This window comes from Achromobacter spanius, from assembly GCF_039673305.1.
In the GTDB taxonomy this organism is placed as follows: domain Bacteria; phylum Pseudomonadota; class Gammaproteobacteria; order Burkholderiales; family Burkholderiaceae_B; genus Achromobacter; species Achromobacter spanius_F.
Genome location: NZ_JBDJLJ010000008.1, coordinates 142,985 through 167,825 on the forward strand (window position 1 = coordinate 142,985; position 24,841 = coordinate 167,825).

Below are 24,841 nucleotides of genomic sequence, written 5' to 3' on the forward strand. Positions count from 1 at the left end.
CTACGCTTAACCCGGCAAGAGCGATACGCTCCCTGTCTGTGGCGTCTTTCCCGCATTTCCAATCCAGTGAGGCGCGGCCATGGACTCACCCATTGTCTTTTCCAATGCGCGGCCCCTGCCGGCGGCCCTGCCGCGCGACTGCGAACGGTGCATCCTCGCGCGCTTTTGCCATTCCACCGGCGATGGTTTTTCGTCTCCGGTTTCCAGCGCCGTCCGCTGTCGCCGGCGTATCCATCGGGGAGAATGCGTCTACCGCGCCGGCGACCCATTGCTGAACCTGTATGAGTTGCATTCCGGCTCCGTGAAGATACGGGTCACGAATCGCGCGGGGCTGGAGCAAATCATGGCGTTTCCCGCGGCCGGGGCGTTGCTGGGGCTGGATGCCATCGAAACCGGCACGCATCGCTGCGATGCCATCGCACTGGAAGATTCTATGGTCTGCATCCTGCCTTTCAGCGACATCATGCGTAAATGCCGTGACGACTTTGCCTGCGCCCAGCAGTTCAACAGGCTTATCGCGCACGATATCGACCAATACCGCCGGTTGTCGCTGATCCTGGGATGCATGAAAACCGAAGAGCGCGTCGCCGACTTCCTGATCGGGATTTCCGACCAGATGTCCGCGAATGGCTATTCCCCCGTGGTATTCACCCTGAAAATGACCCGAGAGGACATCGCCAACCACCTGGGAATGAAGGTGGAAACCGTCTGCCGGGTGCTCGCGCGCCTGCAAGGCGCGTCCTTGGTGAAGGTGAAACGCAGGCAGCTGGAGATCCGCAACGTGCAAGCCCTGCGGCAAATGAGCTGCGGGTGAAGGGGCGATCCGGCTACGCAACGGCCCGAACCGGGCAGCGACGTCGGCCAGCGTTGAATTTGACGTCTTGCGCGGTCGGGACGCTGGTCTACCTGGCCTTTTCCAGCAACGCCCGGGCTTCCGCCCGCCGGCCTTCGTCGGCAACTTCGCGTCCGGGACGCGGCGGCGCCTTCAAGGCCTTTTCAAGATACGGGACGGCCTCTGCCTTGCGATTCCGGTATACCAGGTAATCCGCGTAGAAAAAGTTGGGGTCGATGCCGTCCGGGTTCACCGCCAGAGCCTGCTGCAACAGCGCCTCGGCTTTCTTGTTGTCTCCAAATCCAACGGGCCAGCCCGGCACTTTGTAATACAGCACGCCCAGGCTGTTCAGGGCTGACCCGCCAAGCGCCTTGCTGTCGATTCCTATCGCCGTCTCGTACTCCGCCTTTGCCTGCTTGGCTAGGCCCAGCGCGCCCAAGCCCCCTTTGGCCCCCGCCCATGAGCTCAGGATGATGCCTTCCCATATATGCGGCTCCGCCCGGCCCGCATATCGCTCCGTCAGTTCATGCGCCTGCTGCGATAGCGCTTCGAATCGCGCGGCGCGCTTGTCGGCGGGCACCGTGTACTGGATGGTCGCCCAGTCATTCTGCAATGCGTGTATCCCCTGGTCGAGATCGGCCGCGGGCGCGGCGGCGACCGCGGAACTGGACAGCGCCATGCCTGCCAGCAGGCCGGCAACGGTTGCGCGGAAAAGCGTAGTCAGATTCATGAGGAGGCTCCTGAAGGAGATTTCAAGGATGTCAATGCGCGGCGGTGCTTGCCGAAGGCGCCGTCGAGCCACTCGGGGCACACGCCGTTAAGACGCGCCGCGATCGCTTCGACCCGGCCGGCGTGGCGTTGGCGCGACTTGCTTTGCAGCATGCGCGAAATGCAGTGCGCCACCGCTTCCGGCGAGTCGCTGGCCGAACCCGTCGCGCGGTTGAAGGCTTGCACCTGCTGCGAATTGAAAGGTGTGTCGATCGCCCTGGGCGCGTAGTACTGCACGCGAACGGTCGAGCCGGCAAGCTCCCGGCGCAGCGCTTCCGTATAGATCCGAAGCGCCGCCTTGCTCGCCCCGTACACCGAGAATCCGGGGACGCCCAGGCTGCCCAGCGTCGACCCGATGTTCAGGATCTGGGCGCGTTCCCGGGCATGAAGCAGCGGCAGCATCCCCGCAATCAACATCATGGGCGCCACGATATTGGTCTCCGCAACGCGGCGCGCCTCTTCCGACCGGAGATCCTGCGCCGGCCCGAACGCGGCGACTGCCGCATTGTTGATCAGTACATTGGCATTGCGGGCGGCGGCGGCGTCGACGATCGCGCGACGCCCCTCGTCCTTGGTCACATCCACGACCAGGGCGTCCACCCGCGAGCGGTCGCGCGCCGCACCGTTCAGGGATCTGGCCAGGGCCAGGAGCGGCCCGGAATTGCGGCCGACCAGCAGCAGGCAGGCACCTTCGTCAAACAGTCGGCGGGCGATCGCGCTGCCCAGGCCGCCCGCGGCGCCTGTCAATACGACGGATGCGTCTCTTGGGCTCATGCGTCCTCCGATTGCGCCGTCGCACGTGGCAAGGCGCGGAAAATCGCGCCATAGAGCCGGTAGAACATGTTCGCCGAATGAATCACCGCGGCCTGGTCATCGGCATTGTCGAGACGGTTCATCAGGTCGGCGAAATGCGCGGTGTGTTCCTGGTCCAGCGTGCCATGCGAACGTAGATAGCTGAATGCGGACGCCGGCAGTGCAAGAGCCCGCTGGATCTGGTCCGCCGCGTTCAAGGCGAGCGTGACGCTCGTGCCCTCAAGCACATGCACCATGCCGAAAAATCCCAGCGGATTGCGGCGGGCGATCGTGTCATAGGCGTAGGCCACCATGACCTCGGTCTCGGGGCCCGGTCCCGCCCGGCGGATGGCTTCCGGTTCCTGGCCAAGCGCGCGCAGGTCATTCAGTATCCAGCCGTCATGCCCCGTTTCCTCGTCGATGTACTCGTCGATCGCCTGCAGCATCCAGCCCAGGCGGGCGGGAATGCGCGCGCGACAGGCATGCATCAGGGGAACCGTGTGGCTGACATGGTGATATGCCTCGCGCAGAAAGGCGATGTAGGCGGGCAATGACACACTGCCGCGGAGGCATTCCTGGATGATGGGAATGGCCACCAGCGATTCGCGGCCTTGTCGCGTTTGGTCCAGCAATTGTTCGAAGAAAGTCATGATTGGTCTATGGCGTCGGTTGCGCGCAATTGCGCGGAAAGAGGTCGGCATGCATGGCGGCGACCGCGGCGCGGCGCGGACGGCCATTGGCGGTGGCAAGGCCGCTCGTCACCGTGAAGTCGGCCCGCGCGCGCATCCAGGGCCCTATGCGCGCATAGTCGGGCAGCGCGCGGTTCGCTTGATCAATGGCGGCGCGGATCGCGGCTTCGCTGGCCCCGGGCTGCGGCCAGATCACGGCGCCCAGTTCGCCCTGGCCCTCGCCCAGCACGACGGTATGTGCGATTGCCGGCTGGCTTGCCAGGCGGAGCTCTATCCATTCCGGCGACACGTTGCGCCCGAATCCGGTGATCAAGAGGTTCTTCTTGCGGCCTTGAACATGCAGGAACCCCCGGTCGTCCACACTGCCGAGGTCTCCCGTCGGCAGCCAGCGCTCGCGTGCGGGCTGCTGCCCGAGGTAGCCGAGGGCCAGGCTGCCGGCAATCTCGATTTCGCCGTCCGCGGCGATGCGCAACCGCGCGTGCGGCAGCGGGCGGCCGGCCGAACCCGGGCAATCCGCGCCGGGCAGATTCAGCGTCTGGACCGAACAGCCTTCCGACAGCCCGTACCCTTCGTAGACAGGCAGCCCGAGCGCCCGCGCGTCGGCAAGCAACTCGTTGCCCACGGCCGCGCCACCCACGGCCATCAGTCGCAGACTATCCGGCGCGTGCCCGCCCGTCGCCCTCAGCCATGACGAGTAGGCGCGCAGCATCTGCGGCAGCACGATGGCGCTCTGCGCCTGCGATCCGGAAAGCGCGGCACTGAATTTGCCGGGATCGAAACGGGATGATCCCTGCAGGCCGGTTTCCGCCAAGGGATGGGTCACCATTGTGGCGCCTTCCATCAAGGGCGCGTACATGCCCGCAATGTTCTCCAGCAGAACCGCCAGCGGCAAGGCGGTGAAATGCCGGCGTATGCCGAGCGGACTCGTGACCGAGGCCAGGCCGCGTGCTACCGCGAGCATTTCTCGCGCGCCGAGGCATACGCCCTTCGGCGCGCCCGTGGATCCGGACGTAAAAGTTATCTTTGATGTGCCCGCGGGCAATGGCAAGTCGGGGTCCGGCCGTCGGAACAGCGCCGGCATGCCGGGCGACACGTCCACAAGCTCAAATCCGGCCGGACGCAGCATGGGCAGCATGGAGGCGAGCCCCGCGACCACATTCACGCCCGCGGCTTCGATGGCGCCGCACCACTGCGCCGGCGTGAAGAACAGCGGCAGCGGCACGTGGACCACCCTGCCCTGCAGGCACGCCAGATCGTGGACGATCCAATCGGCGCCGTTATCGAGGACCGATGCGAATACCCGCGCCCCTTGGGCGGCCAGGCGTCCGGCGCACGCATCGACCCGTTCCATCAGGCCCGGGTAGTCCAATGACCCCGAAGCGCCCTGAACTGCAAGACTGCCCGCCCGCAGAGGATCCCGCAGCAGCGACATGAAATCATCGGTATTCATGCATCGAGCTCCCGAAACCGCTCAACGATGGTCTGGAGGCGGCCGGCGAAGACCTGTGGCGCATGGGCGTAATAGTTGCCCCAGGCCTGGCGCTCCTGCTCGTTCAGGTGTCGCGCCGTGGCGGCGGAAATGGGTTGGTGCGCCATGCCCATTCGGGCGAACATGTGATGCAGTTCGCGCGTCAGGGTGCTCACCGCCCAGCGGAATCCCAGCTGGTGCAAATGGCGGGCCAGCATGGGCACGAGCAGCCGTCCCGCCCCAGGCCGCACCGCCGCGAATTGCCCCGCCTCCACGATCAGGCTGCGCGCCACCGGCGCGCCCTGATCGTGGAGATACTGTTCGATGGGCGCGGCGAGATACCGCTCGAGATACAGGGGCGCTTCAGCGCCCCTGTATCCCGCGGCAGCAAGGATTTCTCCATTCTTGCGCACGCTTACCAGCGTGGGCAGCCATTCGTTCAGCTTTGCGCCGAAGCGCTGCTGATAGCGTTGCCGGATATAGGACTCCACTTCGGCGCGCAGGGGATCGTCCGACGAGTGGATATGCAGCGTCGAGGGCGTTGCCTGTAGCGGCGAAGGGATCGATTGCTTTGCTGCATCGAGCGAAAACTTGATAAACGCCATGCTGGCTTCCATCTCGGGACCGTCGGTTTCCAAATGATGGGGCGCAGATTAGGCAACGAACATTAATGACAAATTAATCGCCAGGCGGTGCTAATCTCCGTCGAGTGCAGTGCAAAGGCATCAAATGAGAATTCTCATCATTGAAGACGACCCGCTGATCGGCGATGGCCTGAAATCCGGCTTGCGGCTGCTGGGCTATGCGGTCGACTGGTTTTCAAATGGCGCGGACGGAGATCAGGCAATCGCCATGGTGCACTACGACGCGGTCGTGCTGGACCTGGGGCTGCCCGGAGAAGACGGCGTGGCGCTGCTGACGCGGTGGCGCAACGGTGGGCGAACCGTGCCCGTCGTCATACTGACGGCGCGCGAGGCCGTTGACAGCCGCATCGCCGGGTTGGACGCGGGCGCGGACGACTACCTGATCAAGCCGATCACACTGGACGAACTGGCAGCCCGCCTGCGTGCGGTGACTCGGCGTGTGGCGGGCAAGCCCGAACCAGTATGGAGCCACGGCGACCTCGACTACCAGCCCGCGCTGCACGAGGTGCGCTGGAAGGGACAAAAGGTGGACCTGACAACACGGGAAGCCTTGCTGCTGGAACTGTTCCTCACGCATCCCAATCGCGTCCTCACGCGCGATTTCATTCGCGACAAGCTCTACGATTGGGACGCGGATCTGGAAAGCAATGCGCTCGAAGTGTTCGTGCACCATTTGCGCAAGAAAATCCACCCCAAGATCGTCCGCACCGTGCGGGGATCCGGGTACGCACTGGGTCAGGTGGACGTCGATCCATGACCTTGCAACGCAGGCTGATCGTCGCCGTGCTTGTTGCCGCACCATTGGCGTGGCTGATCGCCATAGCCGGTACCTACTGGCGAGCCTCCCACGAGATCAACGAGCTCTACGACACCGACATGCTGCGGTTGGCCCAGCAGACAATTGCCATCGCGGGGCTGATACCGCCCTCGGCAACATCGGCGCCCATACCCGCCCGCGCGCCGGCCCCGGCCGACTCCGGCGACGTTGGCCTGGGTGACCTGTCCGTCGCGATCTGGCGCGGCGACGATCCGCCACTGGTGCTGGACCCGGAAGCGCAGCAGTTCCCGCGTGGCGACGGGCGCGAGGGATTCTCCGAAAGCACCGTCGATGGCCAGCCCTGGCGGCTGGTCTATCTGAACGATTCATCCGGCCAGACACGTATCGCCGTGGGACAGCGCATCGGTGAGCGCCATGACCTGGTCATCGCCTACATCGCGAGCCAGATCCTGCCCTGGCTGGTGGCGCTTCCAGTGCTGATCGGCCTGCTGATCTTTGCTGTTCGTCGGGCAATACGGCCGGTTCGCGACTTATCGCAGCAGCTGGAGCGACGCAAGCCGGACGACGCAACACTGTTGGAAATTTCGGAGGTGCCCGGTGAACTTCGCGTCCTCGTTGGAGCGATGAATGGCCTGCTGACGCGCGTCGCGGCGCTGATCGATCAGGAGCGCCGTCTCACCGCCGATGCGGCGCACGAACTGCGGACGCCGCTGGCGGCCCTGCAGGCCCAATGGGACGTGGTGCAGCGCACGGAAGACCTGGCTCAGCGGCGGGTTGCTCAGACAAGCGTCACGCGCAGCATGGAGCGACTGGACCGTCTGGTATCGCAGTTGCTGACGATGGCCCGCCTGGACAGCACGAACCACAGCGGTTTCGACAGGACCGTCGACTGGCGGACCGTGGCCGAGCAAGCGGTGGGCGATTGCGTCTGGATCGCGAACCGGCGGGATATAGACATCGCCGTCGAATGGCCCGGGCCGGGCGAATTGCCGCTGCCGATGGCAGGCGACGAAACGGCGCTGACCATCATGCTGAAGAACCTATTGGATAATGCAATCCGTTACGGTCCGCGCAACTCTCGCGTCCGCATCACGTTCACGGCCTCGCAGATCATCGTGGACGATGAGGGTCCGGGAATATCGCCCGAGATCCTGCCCAGACTCGGGGAAAGATTCGTGCGGGCAGCGGGCAACGAGGAGCCCGGCAGCGGCCTCGGGGTCTCCATTGCCCGCCGTATCGCGCACATTCACGGGTTGCGCATCCAGTTTTCCATGCGGGAACCCGCCGCCGATTTTGGCCCCGGCCTCCGCGTCGCGGTGAACCGGGGCGTCTAGGCCGGCCTGTCAGATGCCCACCACCCGGCTCACGCCGCCCTGCGTCACGATCTGCACACGCTGGCCCGTGGAAAGGGGCACGTCCGCTTCCTGCGTGATGACGCGCAGGTCCCCGCTGTCCAGGCGCACGGTGAGCTCCAGGCCCGCGCGGCGGGCGCTGGCGTTCTCGATCGCATTGCCGGCCATCGCGCCGCCCACCGCGCCGCCCACGGTCGTGATCCGACGGCCGGATCCGCCGCCGATGGCGCTGCCGGTAACCGCGCCCAGTGCGCCGCCGGCCATGACGCCCAGGCCCGAGGTCTGGGCGGCCTGGATGGTCACCGGCCGCACGCCGACGACATATCCCAGCGTCACCGTCTGCGCGCGCTGCGCCTGGTCAAAGGTGTAGACGCGCGATGAGGCCGACGGATTGGCGCAGCCCGCCAGGATGGTCGCCAGCCCAAGAATGGCGCCAGCGGCGGCTACGCTCAGGGGGCTTCGCTTTGCCTGTTGATGCTTGTGCATGATTCGTTCTCCGGTACGACAGAATGTGGATGAATCCGGGCTTAGCGGGGCTGCGCCGGCGTGGCCGCGGGCGCGGTCGAGGCCGGCGGCTGCGCGCCGCTGCGCATGAAATTCCCATTCCCGTCGAAGCCGCCGATCGCGCGGCCATTGAAGAACACGACGCGCCGCGCGGTCCACTGCGGCTGCCCGGGCCCGACCTGGTCGTAGCCGGCGACCTCGAAGGCGTAGATCCAGCCGGCCGCCGGCTTTCCGTCTTCACCGGTATAGGTTCCCTTCTTGACGGAGTCCGCATAGCCCTTGTCGCGGTAGCTGACATAGCGCGTGGGAGGCAAGGTGTCGCGCAGCGACGACATGTACTGGTAGAGGTCGTCCTCGCTGGGAGGCGTTCCGTAGGTTGCCAGGTCGTTCTTGGTGGCGACGGTCCCGGCGCAGCCGGCCAGCAGGCATGTGGTGAGAACTAGGGATAGCCTTTTCATTCGAGATTGCTCCTTGGTACGCGTCCGCGCCTGGAAGCGGCGCGAGCGGCGACTTGCTGGGTCGAATCTTTCGGGAATCGCTACGTGGCGCGATTGGCGGCGCCGCGGAATGCGGAACGCAACAGGCTGAGGAGGAATCCGCCCGTGAACATTCCCAGTATGTACACGCCGATGACCAGGACCGAGGCCGGCAATGTGACGGTGGAAGTCCAGAGCGACAGCGTGACGGAATCGAAGTTCTGGATCTTGAACGAAAGTACGACGGCCGTTAGCAACACAATCAATACGATGTACAGGTATCTCATGGGGCACCTTTCGTATAACTGTTGGCTGGATCGCCCCTGGAACCGCCGGGGCCGTATCGTGCGAAAAAACTATGCCACTCATCCGGCGGGAATACAAGGAAATCAGGGCCGCTTGCGGGCGGCCCCTCCCCGCCTCCCCGCCGTTTCACACGGAAATATTGTTTGGCTTGGCGAACAGGAACAGAATGTATGCGCCATAAATCAGTCGCACATGGCTGGCCCGGAACTGAACAGCCGCGCCCCGCGGTCTGTCTTTGTGGGCTGCATTTAGGGGACACTTCATGGAAGCGATCAAGGATTGTTGCATGGCAGGGCACCCTCATGATCCGGCGCGCCGGACGTGGTTGAAGGCTGGCGTGGGCGCGGGAACGGCCGCGGTGATGGCGGGCGTGGCGCTGGCGCCGCAAGACGCCACCGCTGCGTCGCTGACCCGGGCGCAGCGGGACGCAATGACCCCGGATCAGGTCATCGACATGATGAAGAAAGGCAACGCCCGCTTTCGCGCGGGCAAGCCGCAAAAGCACGACTACCTGGCGCAGAAGCGGTCCAGCGCGTCGGGGCAATTCCCCGCGGCCGTGATCCTGAGCTGCATCGATTCCCGCGCGCCGGCGGAGATCATCCTGGACACGGGCATCGGCGATACCTTCAACGGCCGGATCGCCGGAAACATTTCCAACAATGATCTGCTGGGCAGCATGGAGTTCGCCTGCGCCGCGGCGGGCGCCAAGGTGGTGCTCGTGATGGGCCACACCGCTTGCGGCGCGGTAGCCGGCGCGATCGACAACGTGCAGCTGGGTCACCTGACCGGCCTGCTGGACGTAATCAAGCCCGCGGTTGACGCCACCAAGTATTCGGGCGAACGCAGCGGCAAGAACGCGGCGTTCGTCGATGCCGTGGCCAGGACCAACGTCCTGCAGACGGTAGAGGCCATCCGCAAGAACAGCCCCATCCTTGCCGGCCTGGAAAAGGAAGGGAAAATCAAGATCGTCGGCTCGATGTACGACCTGAGCAACGGCATGCTCACCTTCCTGAGCTGACCGCGCGTTTGCCCAATGCGCCGGTGCCGGCAGGCCGCAAGCCTGCCGGTACCCGGACGAACCGCGGCGGGCTGCGCCGGTCAGCCCGCCCTGACGAAGCCCACGTTGTCGCCGATCACCGTGGTCGGTCCGATGGGCAGCGGCTCCGGATTGACGATATCCAGCTTCACGAATTCGATCTTGTCCTTCCACACCTTGCGCAGGAAATCCTCGATCGCATGGATGGTGAGCTGTTCGCCGGGGCAGCGCCGGTAGCCGAAACCGAACGGCGCGAACCCGGCATAGTCGCACACGGGCATGGGCTTGCCGTCCGCCACCCCGAACACCGTGCCGAAGGCGCTGTTGCGCATTTCGGCCTTGCGACCGTCCTTCACGGCAAAGGCGGTCGGATGGAAAGGACAGCTGGCCAGGCCGATTTTTTCGATATGGGCCTGGTCGACATTCTGGCTGGTCGGCGCGGTCTCGTAGCGGGAGGGATCGAAGGCTTCCGGGTTCTTCCACTGCACCGGGTCCTTGCTGGTCGACGTATGCGGGCTGACGATGTAGCCGTGCCGTTCAAAACGCGGCGGCCGGGTTTCCTCCAGCGCCGAGATGCTGCCGCCGTTGGGCGATATGGTGCGGAACAGCTCCATGACGAAGCGCTCCAGCGGCGTGAAGGCGGCGTCCTTGCCGTCGTCGTAATTGCCCTGCATGGTCTTCTTGAACCAGGCTTTGGTGTCGGCGTCCCCCGCGTCGCGGCTCAGCTTGAGCATGACGTTGTAGAGCGTATTGCCCCATTGGCTGAACGCGACGAAATTATGGAAGCACTCGAACACCACGTCCTTGTGGCTGAAATGCTCGCTCTCTTCGCCGTTCTTCATCCAGTACCAGGCAAACGTCTTTTCGGGATTCGGGATCTTGCCTGACGCAATGTCAGCCAGCTTCTGGTCGATCCAGGTCTTCAGGAAATCCAGGTGCGTACGCACCGTCATGTAGTTCTCGTAGACGATGCGCTGCGTCGGATCGCGGTACGCAAGCACCGTGTTGAACGCCTCTCCAATAACCCGCACCCGGTCGGGGATGCCCTCGTTCTTCACCCCGAGGTGCAGGTCCCAGTACAGGTCCCAATAGCCTTCCAGGTAGGGGCGCATCAAGGGCTTGCCCGCGTTTGCGTCGCCCAGCAGCTTGTCGAAGAAGGCCGTGATCTTGTCGCCGTACTGGCTCCGGTACAGGTCGGGCGTGACGGCGGACATGTAGATCCGCTTGCGCAGATTGTCGGGGCCGCGCTTTTCCAGCCCCTGCAGAAAGACGGTGACGCCATCCTGCGGGGCGGGCCGCCAGGTCTTGCTGAGCAAGCCCCACAGATCGTTCGGCAAGGCGTTTTCCTTGGTGAGGCTGACGTCGATCATGGGCAGCACGGGACGCTCGCCTTGGTAAACGCTGACCAGGAAATGGGGGATGATGACGTTCTCGATGTAGGCCGGGTCAAAATCCTTGAGGAACTGGGCGCGCACGCGCGCCGCGGCGGCCGCCAGGTCGACCGGGGCCAGGGGCTGCCCCGGCACGGGCGGAGACTGGGAAAACGCCGATTGGGTGGACAGGGCGGCGACCGCGCTGGCGCCGGTGGTCAGGAATGTTCTTCTCTTCACGATGCTCTCCGGAAATGGATGCAGCAAAACCTGAATCAGGAAAAACACACCCGCGGGCGCCGGCCCGGCTGACGCCGTATGCACGTGAGGAAATCGGATGGCCGGCGAACTGGAGGGATGCGGGAGCCGCGATGCGACGCCGGCGCGGCAGCGCGCAGATCTGATCGCGCTTGCACCAGGTGTCGCCTCGAAGGCCGCTTTTCATTCTGCGCGTGAACGGCCACGCCGGATTTGGCGGCAACAGATCCTTACCTTAATTCGCAGGCCGAGGCTGGCGCCCTGCCCGGCCATGTTCGCCGGCGCGGCTGCGCCAGGTCAGGGCTGGCGGCTTAGGCTGTAGACGGACGCGGGCGGCAGGTTGAGCGGGACGAAGCGCACACGCCGCGCAAACAGGCCGCAATCCTCGAGCACGCCCGCGGAAATGGGACAACGCACGCCGTACGTGAAGAAGTGCATGGATCCGCCCGGGCGCATGGCCTCGAACACGGCGGTGAGCAGCTTGTGGTGGTGCGCCCCGCTCATGTTCCTGAGGGGCAGCCCACAGATGGCGGCGTCGATGCCGTGCAGCTCGGGGTGGCTGTCGCGGGACAGGTCCTGCGCCGACACCTGCAGCACCGCCGCCTCTGGAAACTGGCTGCGCAGGCTGGAGCTCATCTCGGAATCCTGCTCGACCAGGACCAGGCTGGACGGCGCCACGCCCTTGCGCAGCATTTCGCGCGTGAAGACCCCGGTGCCGCAGCCCAATTCAAGGACTTTGCCCGACTTGGGCTCGATCGATTCGGTGATGGCGGCCGCCAGCGCCGCGCCCGAGGGCGCCACCGCCCCGATCGCGGCGGGGTTGGACAGCAGCGCCTTGACGAACTGCTTGCGCTCCTGCAGCCAGGTCAGCGAACGGTGTGAGCGGGATTGGGCCTGGGCAATCGTTTTGTAGGACGGCGAGGAATGCATTGATGCGTCTATCTCCGGGTTAGACATATCAAACAGACATTACCCAAGCCTTGCGGCAGGGACAGGCAACGGTGCGTAAGCACCCTTATCAATTCGACGCCCCGACGGGCGCTTCAAAGCAGATTACCGGGGCCGCATTGCCGCGCGCCGCACGCACGCTGCTGCGCTTCCACGCATTTTGCAACGGCGGCGTGCGCCCCGGGAACCCATCGAGGCAGTCCGCCGGATCCGCCTGCGGCGGACCCGGGGCGCGCCGATCCGGCGTTTACACGCCGACGACTGATACCGCCTTGGTGACGAGGTAGGCCTCGAGCGCCTCGGGGCCGCCTTCGGACCCGTAGCCGGAGTCCTTCACGCCGCCGAAGGGCAGCTCCGCCGACGGCGTGGCGGGCTGGTTGACCCACAGCATGCCCACTTCCAGGCGGCGCGTCAGTTCCTGCACCGTCTTGATCGAGCGGGTGAACGCATACGCGGCCAGCCCGAACGGCAGGCGGTTGGCTTCGCGGATGGCCTCGTCCAGCGTGTCGAAGCTGCGGATCGCGGCGATCGGGCCGAACGGTTCTTCGTTGAAGATGTCGGCTTCGAGCGGCACGTCGGTCAGGATGGTCGGGGCGAAGAAATTGCCCGCGCCGCCGATGCGCTTGCCGCCGGTGGCCAGGCGGGCGCCCTTTTCGCTGGCGTTCTTGACGATCTTGTCCATGGCCGCCAGGCGGCGGTCATTGGCCAGGGGGCCCAGCGTCGTGCCTTCGGTCAGGCCGTCGCCCAGCTTGAGCTTTTCCGCGTGGGCCACGAACGCCTGCTCGAAGGCGGCCTTGACGTTCTTGTGCACCAGGAAGCGCGTGGGCGAGATGCAGACCTGGCCCGCGTTGCGGAACTTGGCGCCGCCCGAGGCCTTGACAGCCAGTTCGACATCGGCGTCTTCGGCGATGATGACCGGGGCGTGGCCGCCCAGTTCCATCGTGACGCGCTTCATGTGGCGCCCGGCCAGCGCGGCCAGTTCCTTGCCCACCGGCGTGGAGCCCGTGAAGGTGACCTTGCGGATCACCGGATGCGGAATCAGGTAGCTGGAGATTTCGGCCGGCGAACCAAAGACCAGGCCCAGGACGCCCTTGGGGATGCCGGCGTCGACGAAGCAGTTGAGCAGCGCGGCGGGGGAAGCCGGGGTTTCCTCGGGCGCCTTCACCAGGAAGGAGCAGCCCGTGGCCAGGGCCGCGCCCAGCTTGCGCACGATCTGGTTGACCGGGAAGTTCCACGGCGTGAACGCCGCGACGGGGCCGACCGGCTCCTTGATGACCAGTTGCTGGGCGGCCGGATTGCGCGACGGCACGATGCGGCCGTAGACGCGCAGGGCTTCGTTGCCGAACCAGTCGATGATGTCGGCGCCGGCGAGGACTTCGCCGCGGGCTTCGAACAGCGGCTTGCCCTGTTCCTGCGTCAGCAGGCGCGCGACGGAGTCGGCGCGTTCGCGCAGCAGCGCGGCGGCCTTGCGCATGATGGCGCAGCGCTCATGGGCCGACACGTCGCGCCAGGTTTCGAAACCGCGTTGGGCCGCCGCCAGTGCAAGGTCCAGGTCCTCGCGGCTGGCGCTGGCCACCTGGCCGATCTTCTGGCCGGAGGCGGGGTTCACTACATCGATGCGAGCGCCGCCGCGGGCCTCGCGCCATTCGTTATCGATCAAAAGAAGAGTATCGGGGTAATCGCTCATGAATGCTCCGTGTTTGAATTGCGGCCGTCACGTTCCAGTCGATTCGGGCAAGCGCGGCGGAAACCGCTTGGCGCCTGCCGGTATCGTAAGTGTTTGACGGGATCAGGGGAAGCGGCGCCGCGCCCCCGCCTGGGCGAGTGTCCACGGCGCGGGCACGCGGCTTGCTGTGGCCATCTCGCCCTTTCCTTACGTAGTCCTCGATCGCGGAGGCTCGCCATGAGCTCGCCGGACCCCCTTCCCTCGCCGACCTCAGTCGGCAACATCATGGTGTCCTTCGGGGCGCCGCAGGCTACCGCCGGCAATCTCGCAAGCCGGGCCTTGCCCCCCTTCCCTTGCGCGGCCAACGAAGACCTGCTGCCCGGCGTGCGGGAACGGCCGCCCGCCCCCGGCCCGCAGGCGCCGGTTCCCCTGAGCGCCTGGCTGTCGCTGGCGTTCTGGGCGATAGGCACCGCCCTGCTGTTCATCCTGGGCCTGGCTTACCGGCTGTTGGCCTAGGCGCTCATGCAACCTGGGCAAGCGCCTCGCGCGCGACCTGCAGCAGTTTGCGGTCGGACAGCCTGTACGCCGTCAGCGGACCGCCTGTGACGCACCCCGTATCCAGGCAGACCGCGTCCGCCCGCACCAGCAGGCCCAATGTCGCCCAATGGCCGAACAGGATGGTCCTGTCGCCGGCCGTGCGGCGCGGCAGGTCGAACCAGGGCACCGTCTCGCGCGGCCAACGGCCCGGCACCGACTTGGCGCCGGGCGCCAGGGAGGCGCGGCGCGTGCACAGCCTCATCTGCGTGAACGCGCTGACGATGAAGCGCAGGCGTCTTTCTCTGTCCAGCTTTGCGCTCCATGCCAGCGGCGCCGGCCCCCACAGGGTTCGCATGTGACGTCGCCATTGGCTGCCCCGCAACAGGGCTTCCACCTCGCCGGCCCAGGCCAGTGCCGCCGGCACGTTCCAGCCGGGAAACACCCCCGCATGCACCAGGACGTGACGGCCGTGAACATGCATCAGCGGCCGGGTCCGCAGCCAGTCCAGGAGCTGGCCGGCGTCGGGCGCGTCGAACAGGTCGAGCATGGTGTCGTTCGGGCTCCGCCGCTGGCAGCCCGCAGCGATGGCCAGCGCGCGCAGGTCGTGGTTGCCGAGCACGACGGTGGCGCGGTCGCCCAGCGCCATGACGCGCCGCAGGGTGTCGGCCGACGACGGCCCCCGGTTGACCAGATCCCCCACGAACCACAGCCTGCAGTCAGGATCGTCCGCGATCTCGGCGCTGGCCAGCAGCGCGTCCAGCGACTGGCAGCAGCCATGCACGTCGCCGATCGCCCAGATGGCGTGACCCTCCCTGGCCTCGGCGGCCGGCCCCCCACCCTGAGGCAAGGACTGGGCGGCAAGGTCTGCGCCGGCGGCCAGCGCAGGCGCCTGGGAGGCCTCGTGCCTCCCGGTCGGCTTCCTTACCCGTCTGCGTAGCATGGCTGTCCTTCTGGCTGGCGATCCCTGGCGCGAAGCGTTCGCGCCTTGCGGGCGACTCAGCTGGCCGCAGCAAGCGCCGTACCCGCGTGGTCGGGCGGGCGCCTGGCGGCGCGCGCGATTTCCACCCTCGCTGGTAAATTTTTCCCGATGGCGCCGCCGCCGGGCACCCCGGACCGGCGCCAGGCTAGCCGTCTTTCTTGCGTCCGCCCCAGACCGCTTCCCGCCGATAGGCGTCGGCCTGGCACAGCGTCCGGTAGAACATGGCGCCCGCGCCGATGAAGTTGCCCAACTCCCTTTCGGACAGCTTGGACGCCACGCCCTCCAGGTAGCCGGCGTAGATCGACAGCACCCGGTCCCATTCGTCCAGCTTGGGAGCAGGCGCGGAAACCGAGATCATCATGGCCAAGAGTTCTTCCCGCTGCATGAGCCCCTCCAGTGCGGGCCGGCACGGCCGCCGGTCCGTCATTGTCCTTTGGTCATATAGGACAGGACGCGCTGTCCGTTCGGCTTGCGGTGCAGGAACGCCATACAGACATGGCCGGCCGCCAGCACGATCAGCGTCCATCCCAACAAGCCGTGCCACGAATTCGCCAGCTGGACCAGGCTGTCGATCTCCCGGTCCCTGGGAGCGAACAGCTCGATGCCGAATGGGGAGTAGCCGCGCCCCCTGCCGTACGCGCGCAACAGGCCCAGGGTCGGGATCGCCAGCATCAGCAGATAGAGCACCACATGGCCGCAACGCGCCGCCAGGCCGCTGTTCGGCCTTCGGCGCGCGTTGGCCAGCGCCCAGGCGCCGCGCACCAGCACCAGGATGAACAGCAGGAAACCCAGCGAGGTATGGGAGAACCAGAAGAAATCCTCGACCGGCGTGTCGGGCATGAACTGCCGGGCGGCCGCGCTGGCGAACTGCCACAGCAGCAGTGCGGCCATCAGCCAATGCAGGGTGCGGCTGACGATGCCGTAGCCTTCGGGGCTGTCCATGATTCCTGTGCGGGTGGCGTTGGCTGGCATCGGAAGCCTCCTGTGGGAAACCCTGCTGCGCCGTGGGGACATTCAAGGCATTTTGCCTACGCGCCGCTGCCCGGATGCAACAAAGTGCAATTGCCGCCCCGCCGCGCGCCGCGTTTCGCGGGCCTGTGCGCTTACGGCTCGAACTCCATCGCCGCCATCGCGCGGCCCGCCGCCTGCGGCGCATAGTCGTCCCAGGGCGTGTTGCCGGTATCCAGGCGCGCATGGATATCGCTGATCGTCCAATGCGCGCCGCCCTTGATCTTGTCCAGTTCGTCCCAGGCCACGGGCACCGACACGCCCAGCCCGGGACGGGCGCGCGCCGACCAGGCCGCCACGGTCGTGGCGCCGAACCCGTTGCGCAGGTAGTCGGCAAAGATCTTTCCGACCCGATTCTTCGGCCCGCTCTTGGCCACGAAGATCTGCGGCAGCGTGCGGGCCAGGTGCTGGACGATGGCGTGGGAAAATCCCTTCACCGCGTCCCAGCCGTATTGCCGGCGCAGCGGCACCACAACGTGCAGCCCTTTGCCGCCACTGGTCTTGAGCCAGGCCCGCAGGCCGATCTCCTGCAGCAGCACATGCAGCAGGTGCGCGGCCTGCTGCATGGTGGCCCAGTCCACGCCCTCGCCCGGGTCCAGGTCGAACAGCATGCGGTCCGGCTTGCCGATGGACGTCTTGACCGCGTTCCAGGTGTGGAATTCCACGACGTTCATCTGGACGGCGGACATGATGGCTTCCTGCGTGGGCACTTCCAGCAGCGGTGGATGGTCCGGGTCCAGCCTTGCGGGCAGCGCCTTCACGCCCGGCATGGCCGCCTCCAGGTGCTTCTGGAAGAAGAACTCGCCCTGGATGCCTGCCGGCGCCCGCAGGAATGACACGGGGCGGCCCTTCAGGTGCTCGAGCAGCAGAGGCGCGATCAGCCCGTAGTAACGGGCCAGGTCCAGTTTGGTGAGTTTCGTGGACGGATCGATGACGCGGTCCGGGTGGGTGAGCTTGCCGGTCTTGCCGGACCTGGCGCCCGCAGGCGATGCCCGCTTCGCCGCAGCGGGCTTGCTGGCGCTGTCGCCGCCTTCGATATCCTTTACCGGCACGGCCTTCTCCCGAGAAATCGCCCTTACCGGCTTGTCCTGCCGCAACCCGCGGAAGACCGAATGCCGGATATGGCCGCCGCCGGTCCATTCGCCGAACGAGACTTCGGCGATCAGTTCGGGCTTGACCCAATGCACCCCTGATCCCCCCGCCCCGCCGGCAACCGGCTTTTCATCCGTCTCGATGCGCGCCAGGCGCGCCTGCAGGGATATCAAGGTCTGGTCGTCGAATCCCGTGCCGACCTTGCCCGCATACCGCAGCGTGCCGTCCGGCTCGTTGACGGCCAGCAGCAGCGCGCCCAGGCCCGCGCGCGCGCCCTTGGGCGCGGTGTAACCGACGATGGCGAACTCCTGGCGCCGGGCGCATTTGACCTTGACCCAGGTATCCGCCCGGCGCGACACATAGGCCGAGGACAGGCGCTTGGCCATAATGCCTTCCAGGCCCATCTTGCAGGCGGACGCCACCAGGTCGCCCGGCGGCGCGTCGAGCGACTCGCTATAGCGCAGGTGATCGTCCTTCGACGTGTCCATCAATTGCTTGAGCAGCGCCCGGCGCACGCGCAGCGGTTCCTGCCGCAAATCCCTGCCGCCGATGAACGGCAGGTCGAACGCATAGAAGATGATGTCCTGGGTGCGCTGGCCGTCGAAGGCATTCTGCAGCGCCTGGAAATTGGGAATGCCGTCGCGGTCCAGCATGACGATTTCGCCGTCGACCCAGGCCCATTTCGCGGGCAGGCCGCGGAAGGCCTCGGCCAGGTGGGGCAGTTTCGCGCTCCAGTCGTGCCCATTGCGGGTGTAGACCCGCACGTCGGCGCCGTCGATGCGCACCATCAGCCGATAGCCGTCGAATTTCATCTCGTACAGCCAGTCCTCGGCGTGCCGCGGCCCGCCGGCCACCCGGGTGGCCAGCTGGGGCGTGAGCATGGCGGGCAGTTCCGCGGCCACGCCGGGCAGCGCGGCCTGGTCGGTGCCCGGTTGGGCCTTGCGCGCGCGTTGGGGCCTGGCTTTGCCCTTGCCTGCGCGCGTGCCCTCCCCCCGCAGCGGCACGACGCTGTCGGGCATTTCGTCCACCACGCTGAATTCGCGCTCGGCCCGGGCGTACTCGTCGCGGTCCTTGATCAGCAGCCACGGCGGCTGCTTTTCCGTTTCCTTGCCCTTGAGCCGGATCAGCGCCCACCTTCCCTGCATCTTCATCCCCTGCAGGTCGAATTTCAGGTGGCCGGCGCGATAGCCCTTGCGCGGATCGCCGACCGGCGCCCACCGGCCCTCGTCCCAGATGACGACCTTGCCCGCGCCGTACTGGCCTTCGGGTATCTGCCCCTCGAACTGGTTGTAGGCAATGGGGTGGTCCTCGACCTGGACGGCCATGCGCTTGACGGCGGGGTCGTAGCTGGGACCCTTGGGCACCGCCCAGCTCTTCATGGCGCCATCCAGTTCCAGACGGAAATCGTAATGGAGCCGGCTGGCCCAGTGCTTCTGGATGACGAACGTGCGGGCGTCCGCGTTGGCCTCGCCGCCGCCGGCCGGTTCCGACGTCACCTTGAAATCCCGCTTCTCGCGATATTTCTTCAGCGTATCGGCCATGGTCAGGCCGCCTTGCGAGCTTTCGCCGCTGCCTTGGCCGCTGTCTTGCCCGCCGGCCTGGCCCCGGACTTCGCCGCCTTCGCGGGCGCCTTGCTGCCCGGGGCCTTGCGGGCAGCTGTCTTCCTGGCGGCGGAAGCCGTCGACTTGGGCGCCGCGGCCGACCTGCCGCCCTTCAGGCTGCGCTGCAGCAATTCGGTCAGGTCGATGACGTTGTCGGCGTACGCGGGAGATTCCTCTTGCGGCTCGATGACGGTCTCGGTCTTGCCGGCGCGGGCCTTTTTCTCCACCAGACTCATCACGGCGGCCTTGAACTCGTCCTTGTACTGTTCGGGATCCCATTCGCCGGACATGTCTTCGACGAGCATCTTCGCCATCTTCAATTCGCTGGCGCTGGGGCTCATGCCCTTGGCTCCCGCCTTGGGCAGGTCCAGGCCCTCCAGCGACTTGACCTCGTCGCCCCAGCGCATCAGGTTCAGCACCAGCACGTCGCCCGACGGAATCAGCGCCGCCAGGTGCTGCTTGGTCTGGATCACCACCTTGGCGATGCCGATCTTGCCCGTCTTGGCCAACGTGTCGCGCAACAAGGCGTACACCTTCTGGCCTTTGTTGATGGGCGCCACGTAGTACGGACGCTCCAGGTACACGAACGACACGCCCGCCGCATCGACGAACTGCTGGATTTCGATGGTCTGCGTCGTCCTCGGGTAGGCGTCGGCAATCTCTTCGGGGGAAATGATGACGTACTGGCCGTCTTCATATTCCACGCCCTTGACGATGTTGTCCTTGTCGATTTCCTTGCCGGTGCGCTTGTTGATGCGCTTGTAGCCCACCGGATCCATCGACCGCTTGTCCAGCCAGTCGAAGTCCACGCCCGACTCCGTCGTGGCCGTGTGCAGGCCTACCGGAATGTGGACGAGGCCGAACGAAATCGCGCCTTTCCAGATGGTTCTCGATGCCATGGCAGGCTCCTGTGCACGCCGTCAACCCAGCCGCTTGACGACGCGCGCGACTTTGGCAATGCCGCCGGTGCCGCTGGCGGCGCGGCCCACCAGCGCGGTGCCGGCGGCCGTGATGAGCGTCCGGCGCAGCACGGTGCGGCTGCGCATGCCGGCCAGCATGAGCAGCACGCCCACGCCGAATACGATGATGTGCTCGCCGGGGAAATCGGGACGGCGGTCGTCGATGTCCTTGAGCTGGCGCGCCAGCGACGGGGAGCGGGATCCGGAACGGGGCAAGTCATCATCCTTCTTCATACGGGCTCCTGCAAGGTGGGGCCGATTTGGGGCGCGTCGCCGTCGGGCTACTTCATGTACTTGAATTCCGGCAGCGCCTTGAGCGTGTCCTTGGTCGCGTCGGGCAGGACGAATTGGTCGCCAGCGACCTGAATCTTCGACAACGGCACGGTCACAAGATGGTTGCCCACGCCCAGCAAGCCGCCCACCGACAGGACGGCATAGGGCACCCAGTCCGGCGGACCCAGGATCAGGTCGTCGACCGTGCCGATCTTTTCTTTCTTGCCGTTGTAGACCGTCGCGCCGCTGATCTTCGACGCGCGATACCCCGCGTCCACCTTCGCGACGTCGACACGGACTTCGGTCACGGACTGCGGCGCCCCCTGGGCGGACACCGAGGATACGTTCGACAGGACGCCCAGCAGGACGGCCCAGCCCAGTGTTGCGGTCTTTTCCATCATGGTTCTCTCCCGTGGCGGTTCAGGAATGGCGCCCGGCGCTGTCCGAGTCGTTGTCTTCATCGGTGGCGTCGGTGGGCTCCAGGTCTTCGTCGTGGACCTCGTTGCCCTGCGTGTTGTCACTGGCGTCCGACGGCTTGACGGGCGCGGACCCGTCCTTGGCCGGCAGGGGCCGGGCGGTGTCGGGCGGCGATCCGGGCGCTGACCCGGGCTCCCCGGAAGTCGCGGGCGGATTGGGAGAGGAAGGTTGCATGGCTGTCACCCTGAGTTCGCTGGCGGTCTGCGGGACCGCGGCCGTCGACGCGTTCAGCAAGCGTCGTGCCCGCCCATCTTGCATTTCGGTATTTCCGCTATGGCGCAGCGCGGTACGTCCCCGTAATTCCACACGTAACGGGTCTACCCGGCGGCGCGAATCGGCAATATATTCAAACGAACCGCATCATGATGCGTTTCACTCGTGCAACACCTTCGGGAGCGCGACGATGGCCAAAAAGAAGCAGGACAAGGATCAACCCGAACCGACGGCGCAGGCCGGCCCTTCCAGGAAAGATTACGAAGAAGAGCTGGCTCAACTGCACGTGGAACTGGTCAAGCTGCAGCAGTGGGTCGTTCATACGGGCGCCAAGGTCTGCATCGTCTTCGAAGGCCGCGACGGCGCCGGCAAAGGCGGCACCATCAAGGCGATCACCGAACGCGTCAGCCCGCGGATTTTCCGGGTGGTGGCCCTGCCCGCTCCCACCGAGCGCGAAAAGTCCCAGATGTACCTGCAGCGCTACATGCCGCACCTGCCGGCGGCGGGCGAAGTCGTCATCTTCGACCGCAGCTGGTACAACCGCGCCGGCGTGGAGCGGGTCATGGGCTTTTGCACCGACGAGCAGGTGGAAACCTTCCTGAGAGGCGTGCCCCTCTTCGAACGGGTCATGATCGATTCCGGCATCCTGCTGTTCAAGTATTGGCTGGAAGTCAGCGAACAGGAGCAGACCCGCCGCCTGCAGGCGCGCATCAACGACGAGCGCAAGATCTGGAAGCTGACGAAGATGGACCTGGATTCGTACAGCCGCTGGTACGACTATTCGCGCGCGCGGGACGACATGTTCAAGGCGTCGGACACGGCGGCGGCGCCCTGGTTCGTCGCGCGTTCGGACAACAAACGGCGCGTGCGGCTCAATATCATCAGCCACTTGCTCGAGCGCATTCCCTACACCGACTTGCCCCACGACAAGATCAAGCTGCCCAAGCGGCAGAAACCCAAGGGCTACGTCGAGCCGGACCACCCGTTCAGGTACGTGCCCGAGAAATTCTGACTTGCGGAGACCGGCAATGGCTGCCCTGCTGATCAATCATGTGGAAGACAGCACGTCCGACGACGATATCCGGATGTTCCTGCACAAGTACGGCTTTCCGGAACTGGACGCCATCCGGCGCGTGCCCAGCGAAGGCGCGCGGCCGGCGGTGCTGGTGACGTTCAACGCCGTGACCGAATCCGAATTGCAGGCGCTGCTGCCCCGGATACACCAGATGTTCTGGAAGAACCACACGATCACCGCCCTGGTGATGCGGGCGCCGATCGAATAAACCGCGGGAATGAACCGCGGACGGGGCCGCCCTTTGTGCCGCAGGCGCCCCGTTCCCGTCAGTCCGCGCAGCGCCTACCAGGCGGCGCGCGGCCGATAGGCTTGCTTGACGTAGCTGACAAGCTCGGCCTCCACCGACGACATGGACACGGGCGTCGCCCTTTCCGGGTGCAGCAGTTGCTCGGCCGCCGCCAGGGTGCGCTGCGCCCGGCGTTCCGCGCTGCTCAGGACGGTGGTGGTGCCGGGGACGAACGTGTATTTGAAGTCTTCCATGACGCTTCTCCAGAGGACAATGAAAGGCGATGCGCCATGGACTGAGCAAGTAGCGTGCCCGATGTGCTTTCCCATGGGCGGACGGCTCCATGGGCGGCACACTGGGCGGGTCGCGTCAGTATTTGATGCTGACGCGAGCCCACACGCTGCGCCCCGGTTCGTTGACGGCCGTATTCGCGGGATAGCCGAACCCGGCGTTGCCGGCCAGGTTCAGGTGTTCGCTGTAGGTCTTGTCGAACAGGTTGTCCACGCCCAGCGACAGCTTGACCTGCTGGCTCACGGCATAGCCCGCGTTGACGGAAAAGACCCCGAACCCCGCGCTGGGGCCGAAGTCCTTGCCGACGACGTTGCCTTCGTTCAGCGCATAGCGCTTTTGCGGCGCGACGATCCGCCACAAGGCCCCCGCTGACCAGGTGCCGTCGTCATAGGCCGCGCTGAGCTTGGCTTCCAGCGGCGGGATCTGCGGCAACGCGCGGCCGTCGCTGCGGTTCTGACCCCAGGCGTACGCCAGCGTGGCGCCCAGCTTCCAGTTCCGCGCCACGGCGTAGGACGCGCCCAGTTCGCCGCCGAATATGCGGGCGTCGACGTTGGTGGCCTGCGACGACGGGCCCATCATTCCACCCGACGTGTAGCTGAACAGGATGAAGTCGTTCACGTAGCCCGCGTAGCCCGAGAACCACGCGTCCAGGGTTTCCGTCTTGTACTGCGCCCCGAAGTCGAGCTGCGTGGTCTTTTCCGGCTTGACCCCCTGAAAGGCGTTGACCGATCCGGCGGGTCCGCTGTCGGGCGAGAACAGTTCCCAGTAGTCCGGAAAGCGCTCGACGTGGCCCAGGCCGATGTAGACCGTGGCGGGCAGCGAATCCAGGTCCTTCTCGTAGCGCAGGAAACCGCTGGGCAGCGTATCGCTACGGCGCTCGTTGGCGGTGGGATTGGGCATGGGCATCATCATGCCGCTGGTGGTCTGGCGGAAATCCTTGGCCGAAGCCCAATCCACGCGTGCTCCGCCGATGACGCGGCTGTCGGCCGCGGCGCGCCAGGTCAGCTCGCCGAAGACGCCGGTATTGGAGAAGTCGGCGTCCTTGACCCAGGGCTCGCTGCGATACGACATGGTGTCCGTTCCGCTGCGCGAACGGTGGCGGCTCTGCTGGAAGTCCAGCCCCGTGACCAGGCTGAGGTCCTGCGACAGCGTCCAGGTGCCGGCGACGCGACCGCCCCAGGTGGCGCGGTCCACGTCGGCGGCCATGGCCATCGACATGGCGCTGGACGGATCCGGCGCGCGCAGCGTGTAGTTGTCCATGACGTGATCGGCATAGTTGTAGTAGAGCTGAGCCTCCACCCTGTCCAGTACCGTGCCGATGTTGCGCTTTTCAAAGCGCAGGCCGAAGCTTTCGCGTTTGAACTGCGAGCCGTCCATGCCGCGGCCGGCATAGCGGGCCTCGCCGTCGCCGGTGCCGGCGGTCAGTTCGTACAGCGTGTCCGCGTCGGGCGTGAAGCCCAGCGTCACGTCCGCGTTCCATTTGTCCCAGCGCGAGGGCACGGTGTTGCCGTCGCCGTCCTTGTAGTCCTGCGAATGGGAGTGGTTGGCCGTGACCCGCGTATAGACCTTTTCGTTGCCCACGGTCAGGTCCGCCGTCTGGTCGTTGCGTCCGAACGAGCCGCCGACCAGGCTGCCGTCAAAACGCACGCCGGCCTCGGTGAACTGGGGGGTGTCGCGGTCGAAGCGGATCGTGCCGGCCGACGCGCCGGGCCCCCACAGCACGGTCTGCGGTCCCTTGATGACGGTGAGCTGGTCGAAATTCTCCGGCGAAATATAGGAGCTGGGCGCGTCCATGCGCGCCGGGCAGGCGCCGGGCATGGACGTGCCGTTGGTCAGGATGTTCAGGCGCGAGCCGAACATGCCGCGCAGCACCGGATCGCCGTTGGTGCCGCCGTTGCGTATCGCCGAGAAGCCCGGGATGGTCTTCAGGTAGTCGGTGCCGTCGCTGGCCGGCAGCGGCTGGCGCGGCAGCTTCGGATCGGTCGTGAAGGTCAGCGGCGCGCTGGGCGCGACGCCCGTGATCACCACGGGGTCCAGCGTGGCGACGCCGTCAGGCGCGGACTGCGCCCAGGCGGAGAACGAGGCGGCCATGGCGGCGGCCAGGCAGGACATGCGTAGGAATTCGTGTTGCTTGCACATGGGGAATCTCGACCATCTTGGATCGTTGGATAGAAAGATCCGGCGTCCCGCGCGGGCGCGGCCTGGCGCCCGACGCCCATGCCG

At 66.1% G+C, this 24,841-nt stretch carries 28 protein-coding genes; 7 read left to right on the forward strand and 21 right to left on the reverse strand.

Translation table 11 applies throughout. The features are described 5' to 3' along the window. The first annotated feature begins 79 nt into the window (after positions 1–79). A complete protein-coding gene (locus tag ABE485_RS10210; RefSeq protein ID WP_346515177.1) occupies positions 80–814 on the forward strand; it encodes a helix-turn-helix domain-containing protein in 735 nt (244 codons plus the stop codon). A gap of 88 nt (positions 815–902) precedes the next feature. Here ABE485_RS10210 and ABE485_RS10215 read toward each other — a convergent pair whose 3' ends face one another. Genes ABE485_RS10215 through ABE485_RS10235 form a run of 5 tightly spaced genes read right to left on the reverse strand, consistent with a single transcriptional unit; the run spans position 903 to position 5,154 of the window. Continuing rightward, a complete protein-coding gene (locus ABE485_RS10215; RefSeq protein ID WP_346515178.1) occupies positions 903–1,511 on the reverse strand; it encodes a hypothetical protein in 609 nt (202 codons plus the stop codon). 47 nt (positions 1,512–1,558) lie between these two features. After that, entirely contained in the window at positions 1,559–2,374 is an 816-nt protein-coding gene (locus tag ABE485_RS10220) for an SDR family oxidoreductase (protein ID WP_346515179.1), read from the reverse strand. Further along, positions 2,371–3,042 carry a TenA family transcriptional regulator gene (locus tag ABE485_RS10225; RefSeq protein ID WP_346515210.1) on the reverse strand — a complete coding sequence of 224 codons (672 nt, stop codon included), beginning with the start codon at positions 3,040–3,042 and terminating at the stop codon, positions 2,371–2,373. The genes ABE485_RS10220 and ABE485_RS10225 overlap by 4 nt, the downstream gene beginning before the upstream one ends. Before the next feature lie 7 nt (positions 3,043–3,049). After that, the gene (locus tag ABE485_RS10230) at positions 3,050–4,531 is read right to left on the reverse strand and encodes an AMP-binding protein (protein WP_346515180.1); all 1,482 of its coding nucleotides are present in this window, start codon (positions 4,529–4,531) and stop codon (positions 3,050–3,052) included. Further along, the gene (locus ABE485_RS10235; protein WP_346515181.1) at positions 4,528–5,154 is read right to left on the reverse strand and encodes a thermostable hemolysin; all 627 of its coding nucleotides are present in this window, start codon (positions 5,152–5,154) and stop codon (positions 4,528–4,530) included. The genes ABE485_RS10230 and ABE485_RS10235 overlap by 4 nt, the downstream gene beginning before the upstream one ends. A 124-nt stretch (positions 5,155–5,278) precedes the next feature. On the opposite strand from ABE485_RS10235, the gene ABE485_RS10240 reads away from it, so the two are divergent. Both ABE485_RS10240 and ABE485_RS10245 read left to right on the forward strand, forming a co-directional pair. Beyond that, positions 5,279–5,950: a response regulator gene (locus ABE485_RS10240; protein ID WP_346515182.1), complete on the forward strand. Its 672-nt coding sequence runs from the start codon at positions 5,279–5,281 to the stop codon at positions 5,948–5,950. Next, a complete protein-coding gene (locus ABE485_RS10245) occupies positions 5,947–7,305 on the forward strand; it encodes an ATP-binding protein (RefSeq protein WP_346515183.1) in 1,359 nt (452 codons plus the stop codon). The genes ABE485_RS10240 and ABE485_RS10245 overlap by 4 nt, the downstream gene beginning before the upstream one ends. A 9-nt stretch (positions 7,306–7,314) precedes the next feature. Here the strand turns inward: ABE485_RS10245 and ABE485_RS10250 are convergent, their stop codons facing one another. The 3 genes from ABE485_RS10250 to ABE485_RS10260 all read right to left on the reverse strand — a co-directional run bounded on the left by ABE485_RS10250 (position 7,315) and on the right by ABE485_RS10260 (position 8,590). After that, positions 7,315–7,809, reverse strand: coding sequence for a glycine zipper 2TM domain-containing protein (locus tag ABE485_RS10250; protein ID WP_346515184.1), 495 nt, complete (start codon positions 7,807–7,809; stop codon positions 7,315–7,317). Positions 7,810–7,850: 41 nt separating this feature from the next. Continuing rightward, the gene (locus ABE485_RS10255) at positions 7,851–8,285 is read right to left on the reverse strand and encodes a hypothetical protein (protein WP_346515185.1); all 435 of its coding nucleotides are present in this window, start codon (positions 8,283–8,285) and stop codon (positions 7,851–7,853) included. Between the two features lie 80 nt (positions 8,286–8,365). Next, positions 8,366–8,590, reverse strand: coding sequence for a DUF1049 domain-containing protein (locus tag ABE485_RS10260; protein ID WP_346515186.1), 225 nt, complete (start codon positions 8,588–8,590; stop codon positions 8,366–8,368). Between the two features lie 305 nt (positions 8,591–8,895). Here ABE485_RS10260 and ABE485_RS10265 point away from each other — a divergent pair, with 305 nt between their 5' ends. Further along, positions 8,896–9,627 carry a carbonic anhydrase family protein gene (locus tag ABE485_RS10265; protein WP_346515187.1) on the forward strand — a complete coding sequence of 244 codons (732 nt, stop codon included), beginning with the start codon at positions 8,896–8,898 and terminating at the stop codon, positions 9,625–9,627. Between the two features lie 80 nt (positions 9,628–9,707). Here ABE485_RS10265 and ABE485_RS10270 read toward each other — a convergent pair whose 3' ends face one another. The 3 genes from ABE485_RS10270 to ABE485_RS10280 form a co-directional block, all read right to left on the reverse strand. Then, complete coding sequence (locus ABE485_RS10270; protein WP_346515188.1) at positions 9,708–11,255, reverse strand: hypothetical protein; 1,548 nt, start codon at positions 11,253–11,255, stop codon at positions 9,708–9,710. Positions 11,256–11,570: 315 nt separating this feature from the next. After that, positions 11,571–12,203 (reverse strand): class I SAM-dependent methyltransferase, encoded by a 633-nt coding sequence (locus ABE485_RS10275; protein WP_346515189.1) that lies wholly within the window; start codon positions 12,201–12,203, stop codon positions 11,571–11,573. Between the two features lie 265 nt (positions 12,204–12,468). After that, the gene (locus ABE485_RS10280) at positions 12,469–13,908 is read right to left on the reverse strand and encodes an NAD-dependent succinate-semialdehyde dehydrogenase (protein WP_346515190.1); all 1,440 of its coding nucleotides are present in this window, start codon (positions 13,906–13,908) and stop codon (positions 12,469–12,471) included. A 216-nt stretch (positions 13,909–14,124) separates the two neighbouring features. Between ABE485_RS10280 and ABE485_RS10285 the strand changes: the two genes are divergently transcribed. Then, positions 14,125–14,403 (forward strand): hypothetical protein, encoded by a 279-nt coding sequence (locus ABE485_RS10285; protein WP_346515191.1) that lies wholly within the window; start codon positions 14,125–14,127, stop codon positions 14,401–14,403. 4 nt (positions 14,404–14,407) lie between these two features. Here ABE485_RS10285 and ABE485_RS10290 read toward each other — a convergent pair whose 3' ends face one another. The 8 genes from ABE485_RS10290 to ABE485_RS10325 all read right to left on the reverse strand — a co-directional run bounded on the left by ABE485_RS10290 (position 14,408) and on the right by ABE485_RS10325 (position 20,987). Further along, a complete protein-coding gene (locus tag ABE485_RS10290) occupies positions 14,408–15,364 on the reverse strand; it encodes a symmetrical bis(5'-nucleosyl)-tetraphosphatase (RefSeq protein ID WP_346515192.1) in 957 nt (318 codons plus the stop codon). Between the two features lie 184 nt (positions 15,365–15,548). Then, entirely contained in the window at positions 15,549–15,788 is a 240-nt protein-coding gene (locus tag ABE485_RS10295; protein ID WP_346515193.1) for a DNA-3-methyladenine glycosylase, read from the reverse strand. Positions 15,789–15,826: 38 nt separating this feature from the next. Beyond that, on the reverse strand, positions 15,827–16,375 hold the full coding sequence (locus ABE485_RS10300) for a cytochrome b (protein WP_346515194.1): 549 nt from the start codon (positions 16,373–16,375) through the stop codon (positions 15,827–15,829). A gap of 131 nt (positions 16,376–16,506) precedes the next feature. Further along, on the reverse strand, positions 16,507–19,044 hold the full coding sequence (gene ligD, locus ABE485_RS10305; RefSeq protein ID WP_346515195.1) for a DNA ligase D: 2,538 nt from the start codon (positions 19,042–19,044) through the stop codon (positions 16,507–16,509). A 2-nt stretch (positions 19,045–19,046) separates the two neighbouring features. Continuing rightward, a complete protein-coding gene (locus ABE485_RS10310; RefSeq protein WP_346515196.1) occupies positions 19,047–20,003 on the reverse strand; it encodes a Ku protein in 957 nt (318 codons plus the stop codon). Between the two features lie 21 nt (positions 20,004–20,024). After that, positions 20,025–20,297, reverse strand: coding sequence for a hypothetical protein (locus tag ABE485_RS10315; RefSeq protein ID WP_346515197.1), 273 nt, complete (start codon positions 20,295–20,297; stop codon positions 20,025–20,027). Between the two features lie 47 nt (positions 20,298–20,344). Then, entirely contained in the window at positions 20,345–20,737 is a 393-nt protein-coding gene (locus ABE485_RS10320; protein ID WP_346515198.1) for a PRC-barrel domain-containing protein, read from the reverse strand. A gap of 19 nt (positions 20,738–20,756) precedes the next feature. Beyond that, positions 20,757–20,987 carry a hypothetical protein gene (locus ABE485_RS10325; protein ID WP_346515199.1) on the reverse strand — a complete coding sequence of 77 codons (231 nt, stop codon included), beginning with the start codon at positions 20,985–20,987 and terminating at the stop codon, positions 20,757–20,759. Between the two features lie 229 nt (positions 20,988–21,216). Here ABE485_RS10325 and ppk2 point away from each other — a divergent pair, with 229 nt between their 5' ends. Then, on the forward strand, positions 21,217–22,038 hold the full coding sequence (gene ppk2, locus ABE485_RS10330; protein WP_346515200.1) for a polyphosphate kinase 2: 822 nt from the start codon (positions 21,217–21,219) through the stop codon (positions 22,036–22,038). A 16-nt stretch (positions 22,039–22,054) separates the two neighbouring features. Next, positions 22,055–22,309, forward strand: coding sequence for an RNA-binding protein (locus ABE485_RS10335; RefSeq protein ID WP_346515201.1), 255 nt, complete (start codon positions 22,055–22,057; stop codon positions 22,307–22,309). A 74-nt stretch (positions 22,310–22,383) separates the two neighbouring features. On the opposite strand, the gene ABE485_RS10340 is transcribed toward ABE485_RS10335, so the two are convergent. Both ABE485_RS10340 and ABE485_RS10345 read right to left on the reverse strand, forming a co-directional pair. Then, the gene (locus tag ABE485_RS10340) at positions 22,384–22,581 is read right to left on the reverse strand and encodes a hypothetical protein (protein WP_346515202.1); all 198 of its coding nucleotides are present in this window, start codon (positions 22,579–22,581) and stop codon (positions 22,384–22,386) included. A gap of 115 nt (positions 22,582–22,696) precedes the next feature. Next, positions 22,697–24,757, reverse strand: a complete 2,061-nt coding sequence (locus ABE485_RS10345) for a TonB-dependent copper receptor (RefSeq protein WP_346515203.1) — start codon at positions 24,755–24,757, stop codon at positions 22,697–22,699. Positions 24,758–24,841: the final 84 nt, after the last annotated feature.

Coding starts and splice junctions, on each gene's coding strand:
- ABE485_RS10260 (WP_346515186.1), bottom strand. CDS start 8,590: ATGAGATACCTGTACATCGTATTGATTGTGTTGCTAACGGCCGTCGTA.
- ABE485_RS10210 (WP_346515177.1), top strand. CDS start 80: ATGGACTCACCCATTGTCTTTTCCAATGCGCGGCCCCTGCCGGCGGCC.
- ABE485_RS10345 (WP_346515203.1), bottom strand. CDS start 24,757: ATGTGCAAGCAACACGAATTCCTACGCATGTCCTGCCTGGCCGCCGCC.
- ABE485_RS10250 (WP_346515184.1), bottom strand. CDS start 7,809: ATGCACAAGCATCAACAGGCAAAGCGAAGCCCCCTGAGCGTAGCCGCC.
- ppk2 (WP_346515200.1), top strand. CDS start 21,217: ATGGCCAAAAAGAAGCAGGACAAGGATCAACCCGAACCGACGGCGCAG.
- ABE485_RS10230 (WP_346515180.1), bottom strand. CDS start 4,531: ATGAATACCGATGATTTCATGTCGCTGCTGCGGGATCCTCTGCGGGCG.
- ABE485_RS10315 (WP_346515197.1), bottom strand. CDS start 20,297: ATGAAGAAGGATGATGACTTGCCCCGTTCCGGATCCCGCTCCCCGTCG.
- ABE485_RS10290 (WP_346515192.1), bottom strand. CDS start 15,364: ATGCTACGCAGACGGGTAAGGAAGCCGACCGGGAGGCACGAGGCCTCC.
- ABE485_RS10295 (WP_346515193.1), bottom strand. CDS start 15,788: ATGCAGCGGGAAGAACTCTTGGCCATGATGATCTCGGTTTCCGCGCCT.
- ligD (WP_346515195.1), bottom strand. CDS start 19,044: ATGGCCGATACGCTGAAGAAATATCGCGAGAAGCGGGATTTCAAGGTG.
- ABE485_RS10335 (WP_346515201.1), top strand. CDS start 22,055: ATGGCTGCCCTGCTGATCAATCATGTGGAAGACAGCACGTCCGACGAC.
- ABE485_RS10255 (WP_346515185.1), bottom strand. CDS start 8,285: ATGAAAAGGCTATCCCTAGTTCTCACCACATGCCTGCTGGCCGGCTGC.
- ABE485_RS10320 (WP_346515198.1), bottom strand. CDS start 20,737: ATGATGGAAAAGACCGCAACACTGGGCTGGGCCGTCCTGCTGGGCGTC.
- ABE485_RS10215 (WP_346515178.1), bottom strand. CDS start 1,511: ATGGCGCTGTCCAGTTCCGCGGTCGCCGCCGCGCCCGCGGCCGATCTC.
- ABE485_RS10265 (WP_346515187.1), top strand. CDS start 8,896: ATGGCAGGGCACCCTCATGATCCGGCGCGCCGGACGTGGTTGAAGGCT.
- ABE485_RS10325 (WP_346515199.1), bottom strand. CDS start 20,987: ATGCAACCTTCCTCTCCCAATCCGCCCGCGACTTCCGGGGAGCCCGGG.
- ABE485_RS10285 (WP_346515191.1), top strand. CDS start 14,125: ATGAGCTCGCCGGACCCCCTTCCCTCGCCGACCTCAGTCGGCAACATC.
- ABE485_RS10310 (WP_346515196.1), bottom strand. CDS start 20,003: ATGGCATCGAGAACCATCTGGAAAGGCGCGATTTCGTTCGGCCTCGTC.
- ABE485_RS10280 (WP_346515190.1), bottom strand. CDS start 13,908: ATGAGCGATTACCCCGATACTCTTCTTTTGATCGATAACGAATGGCGC.
- ABE485_RS10300 (WP_346515194.1), bottom strand. CDS start 16,375: ATGCCAGCCAACGCCACCCGCACAGGAATCATGGACAGCCCCGAAGGC.
- ABE485_RS10220 (WP_346515179.1), bottom strand. CDS start 2,374: ATGAGCCCAAGAGACGCATCCGTCGTATTGACAGGCGCCGCGGGCGGC.
- ABE485_RS10225 (WP_346515210.1), bottom strand. CDS start 3,042: ATGACTTTCTTCGAACAATTGCTGGACCAAACGCGACAAGGCCGCGAA.
- ABE485_RS10275 (WP_346515189.1), bottom strand. CDS start 12,203: ATGCATTCCTCGCCGTCCTACAAAACGATTGCCCAGGCCCAATCCCGC.
- ABE485_RS10340 (WP_346515202.1), bottom strand. CDS start 22,581: ATGGAAGACTTCAAATACACGTTCGTCCCCGGCACCACCACCGTCCTG.
- ABE485_RS10235 (WP_346515181.1), bottom strand. CDS start 5,154: ATGGCGTTTATCAAGTTTTCGCTCGATGCAGCAAAGCAATCGATCCCT.
- ABE485_RS10240 (WP_346515182.1), top strand. CDS start 5,279: ATGAGAATTCTCATCATTGAAGACGACCCGCTGATCGGCGATGGCCTG.
- ABE485_RS10245 (WP_346515183.1), top strand. CDS start 5,947: ATGACCTTGCAACGCAGGCTGATCGTCGCCGTGCTTGTTGCCGCACCA.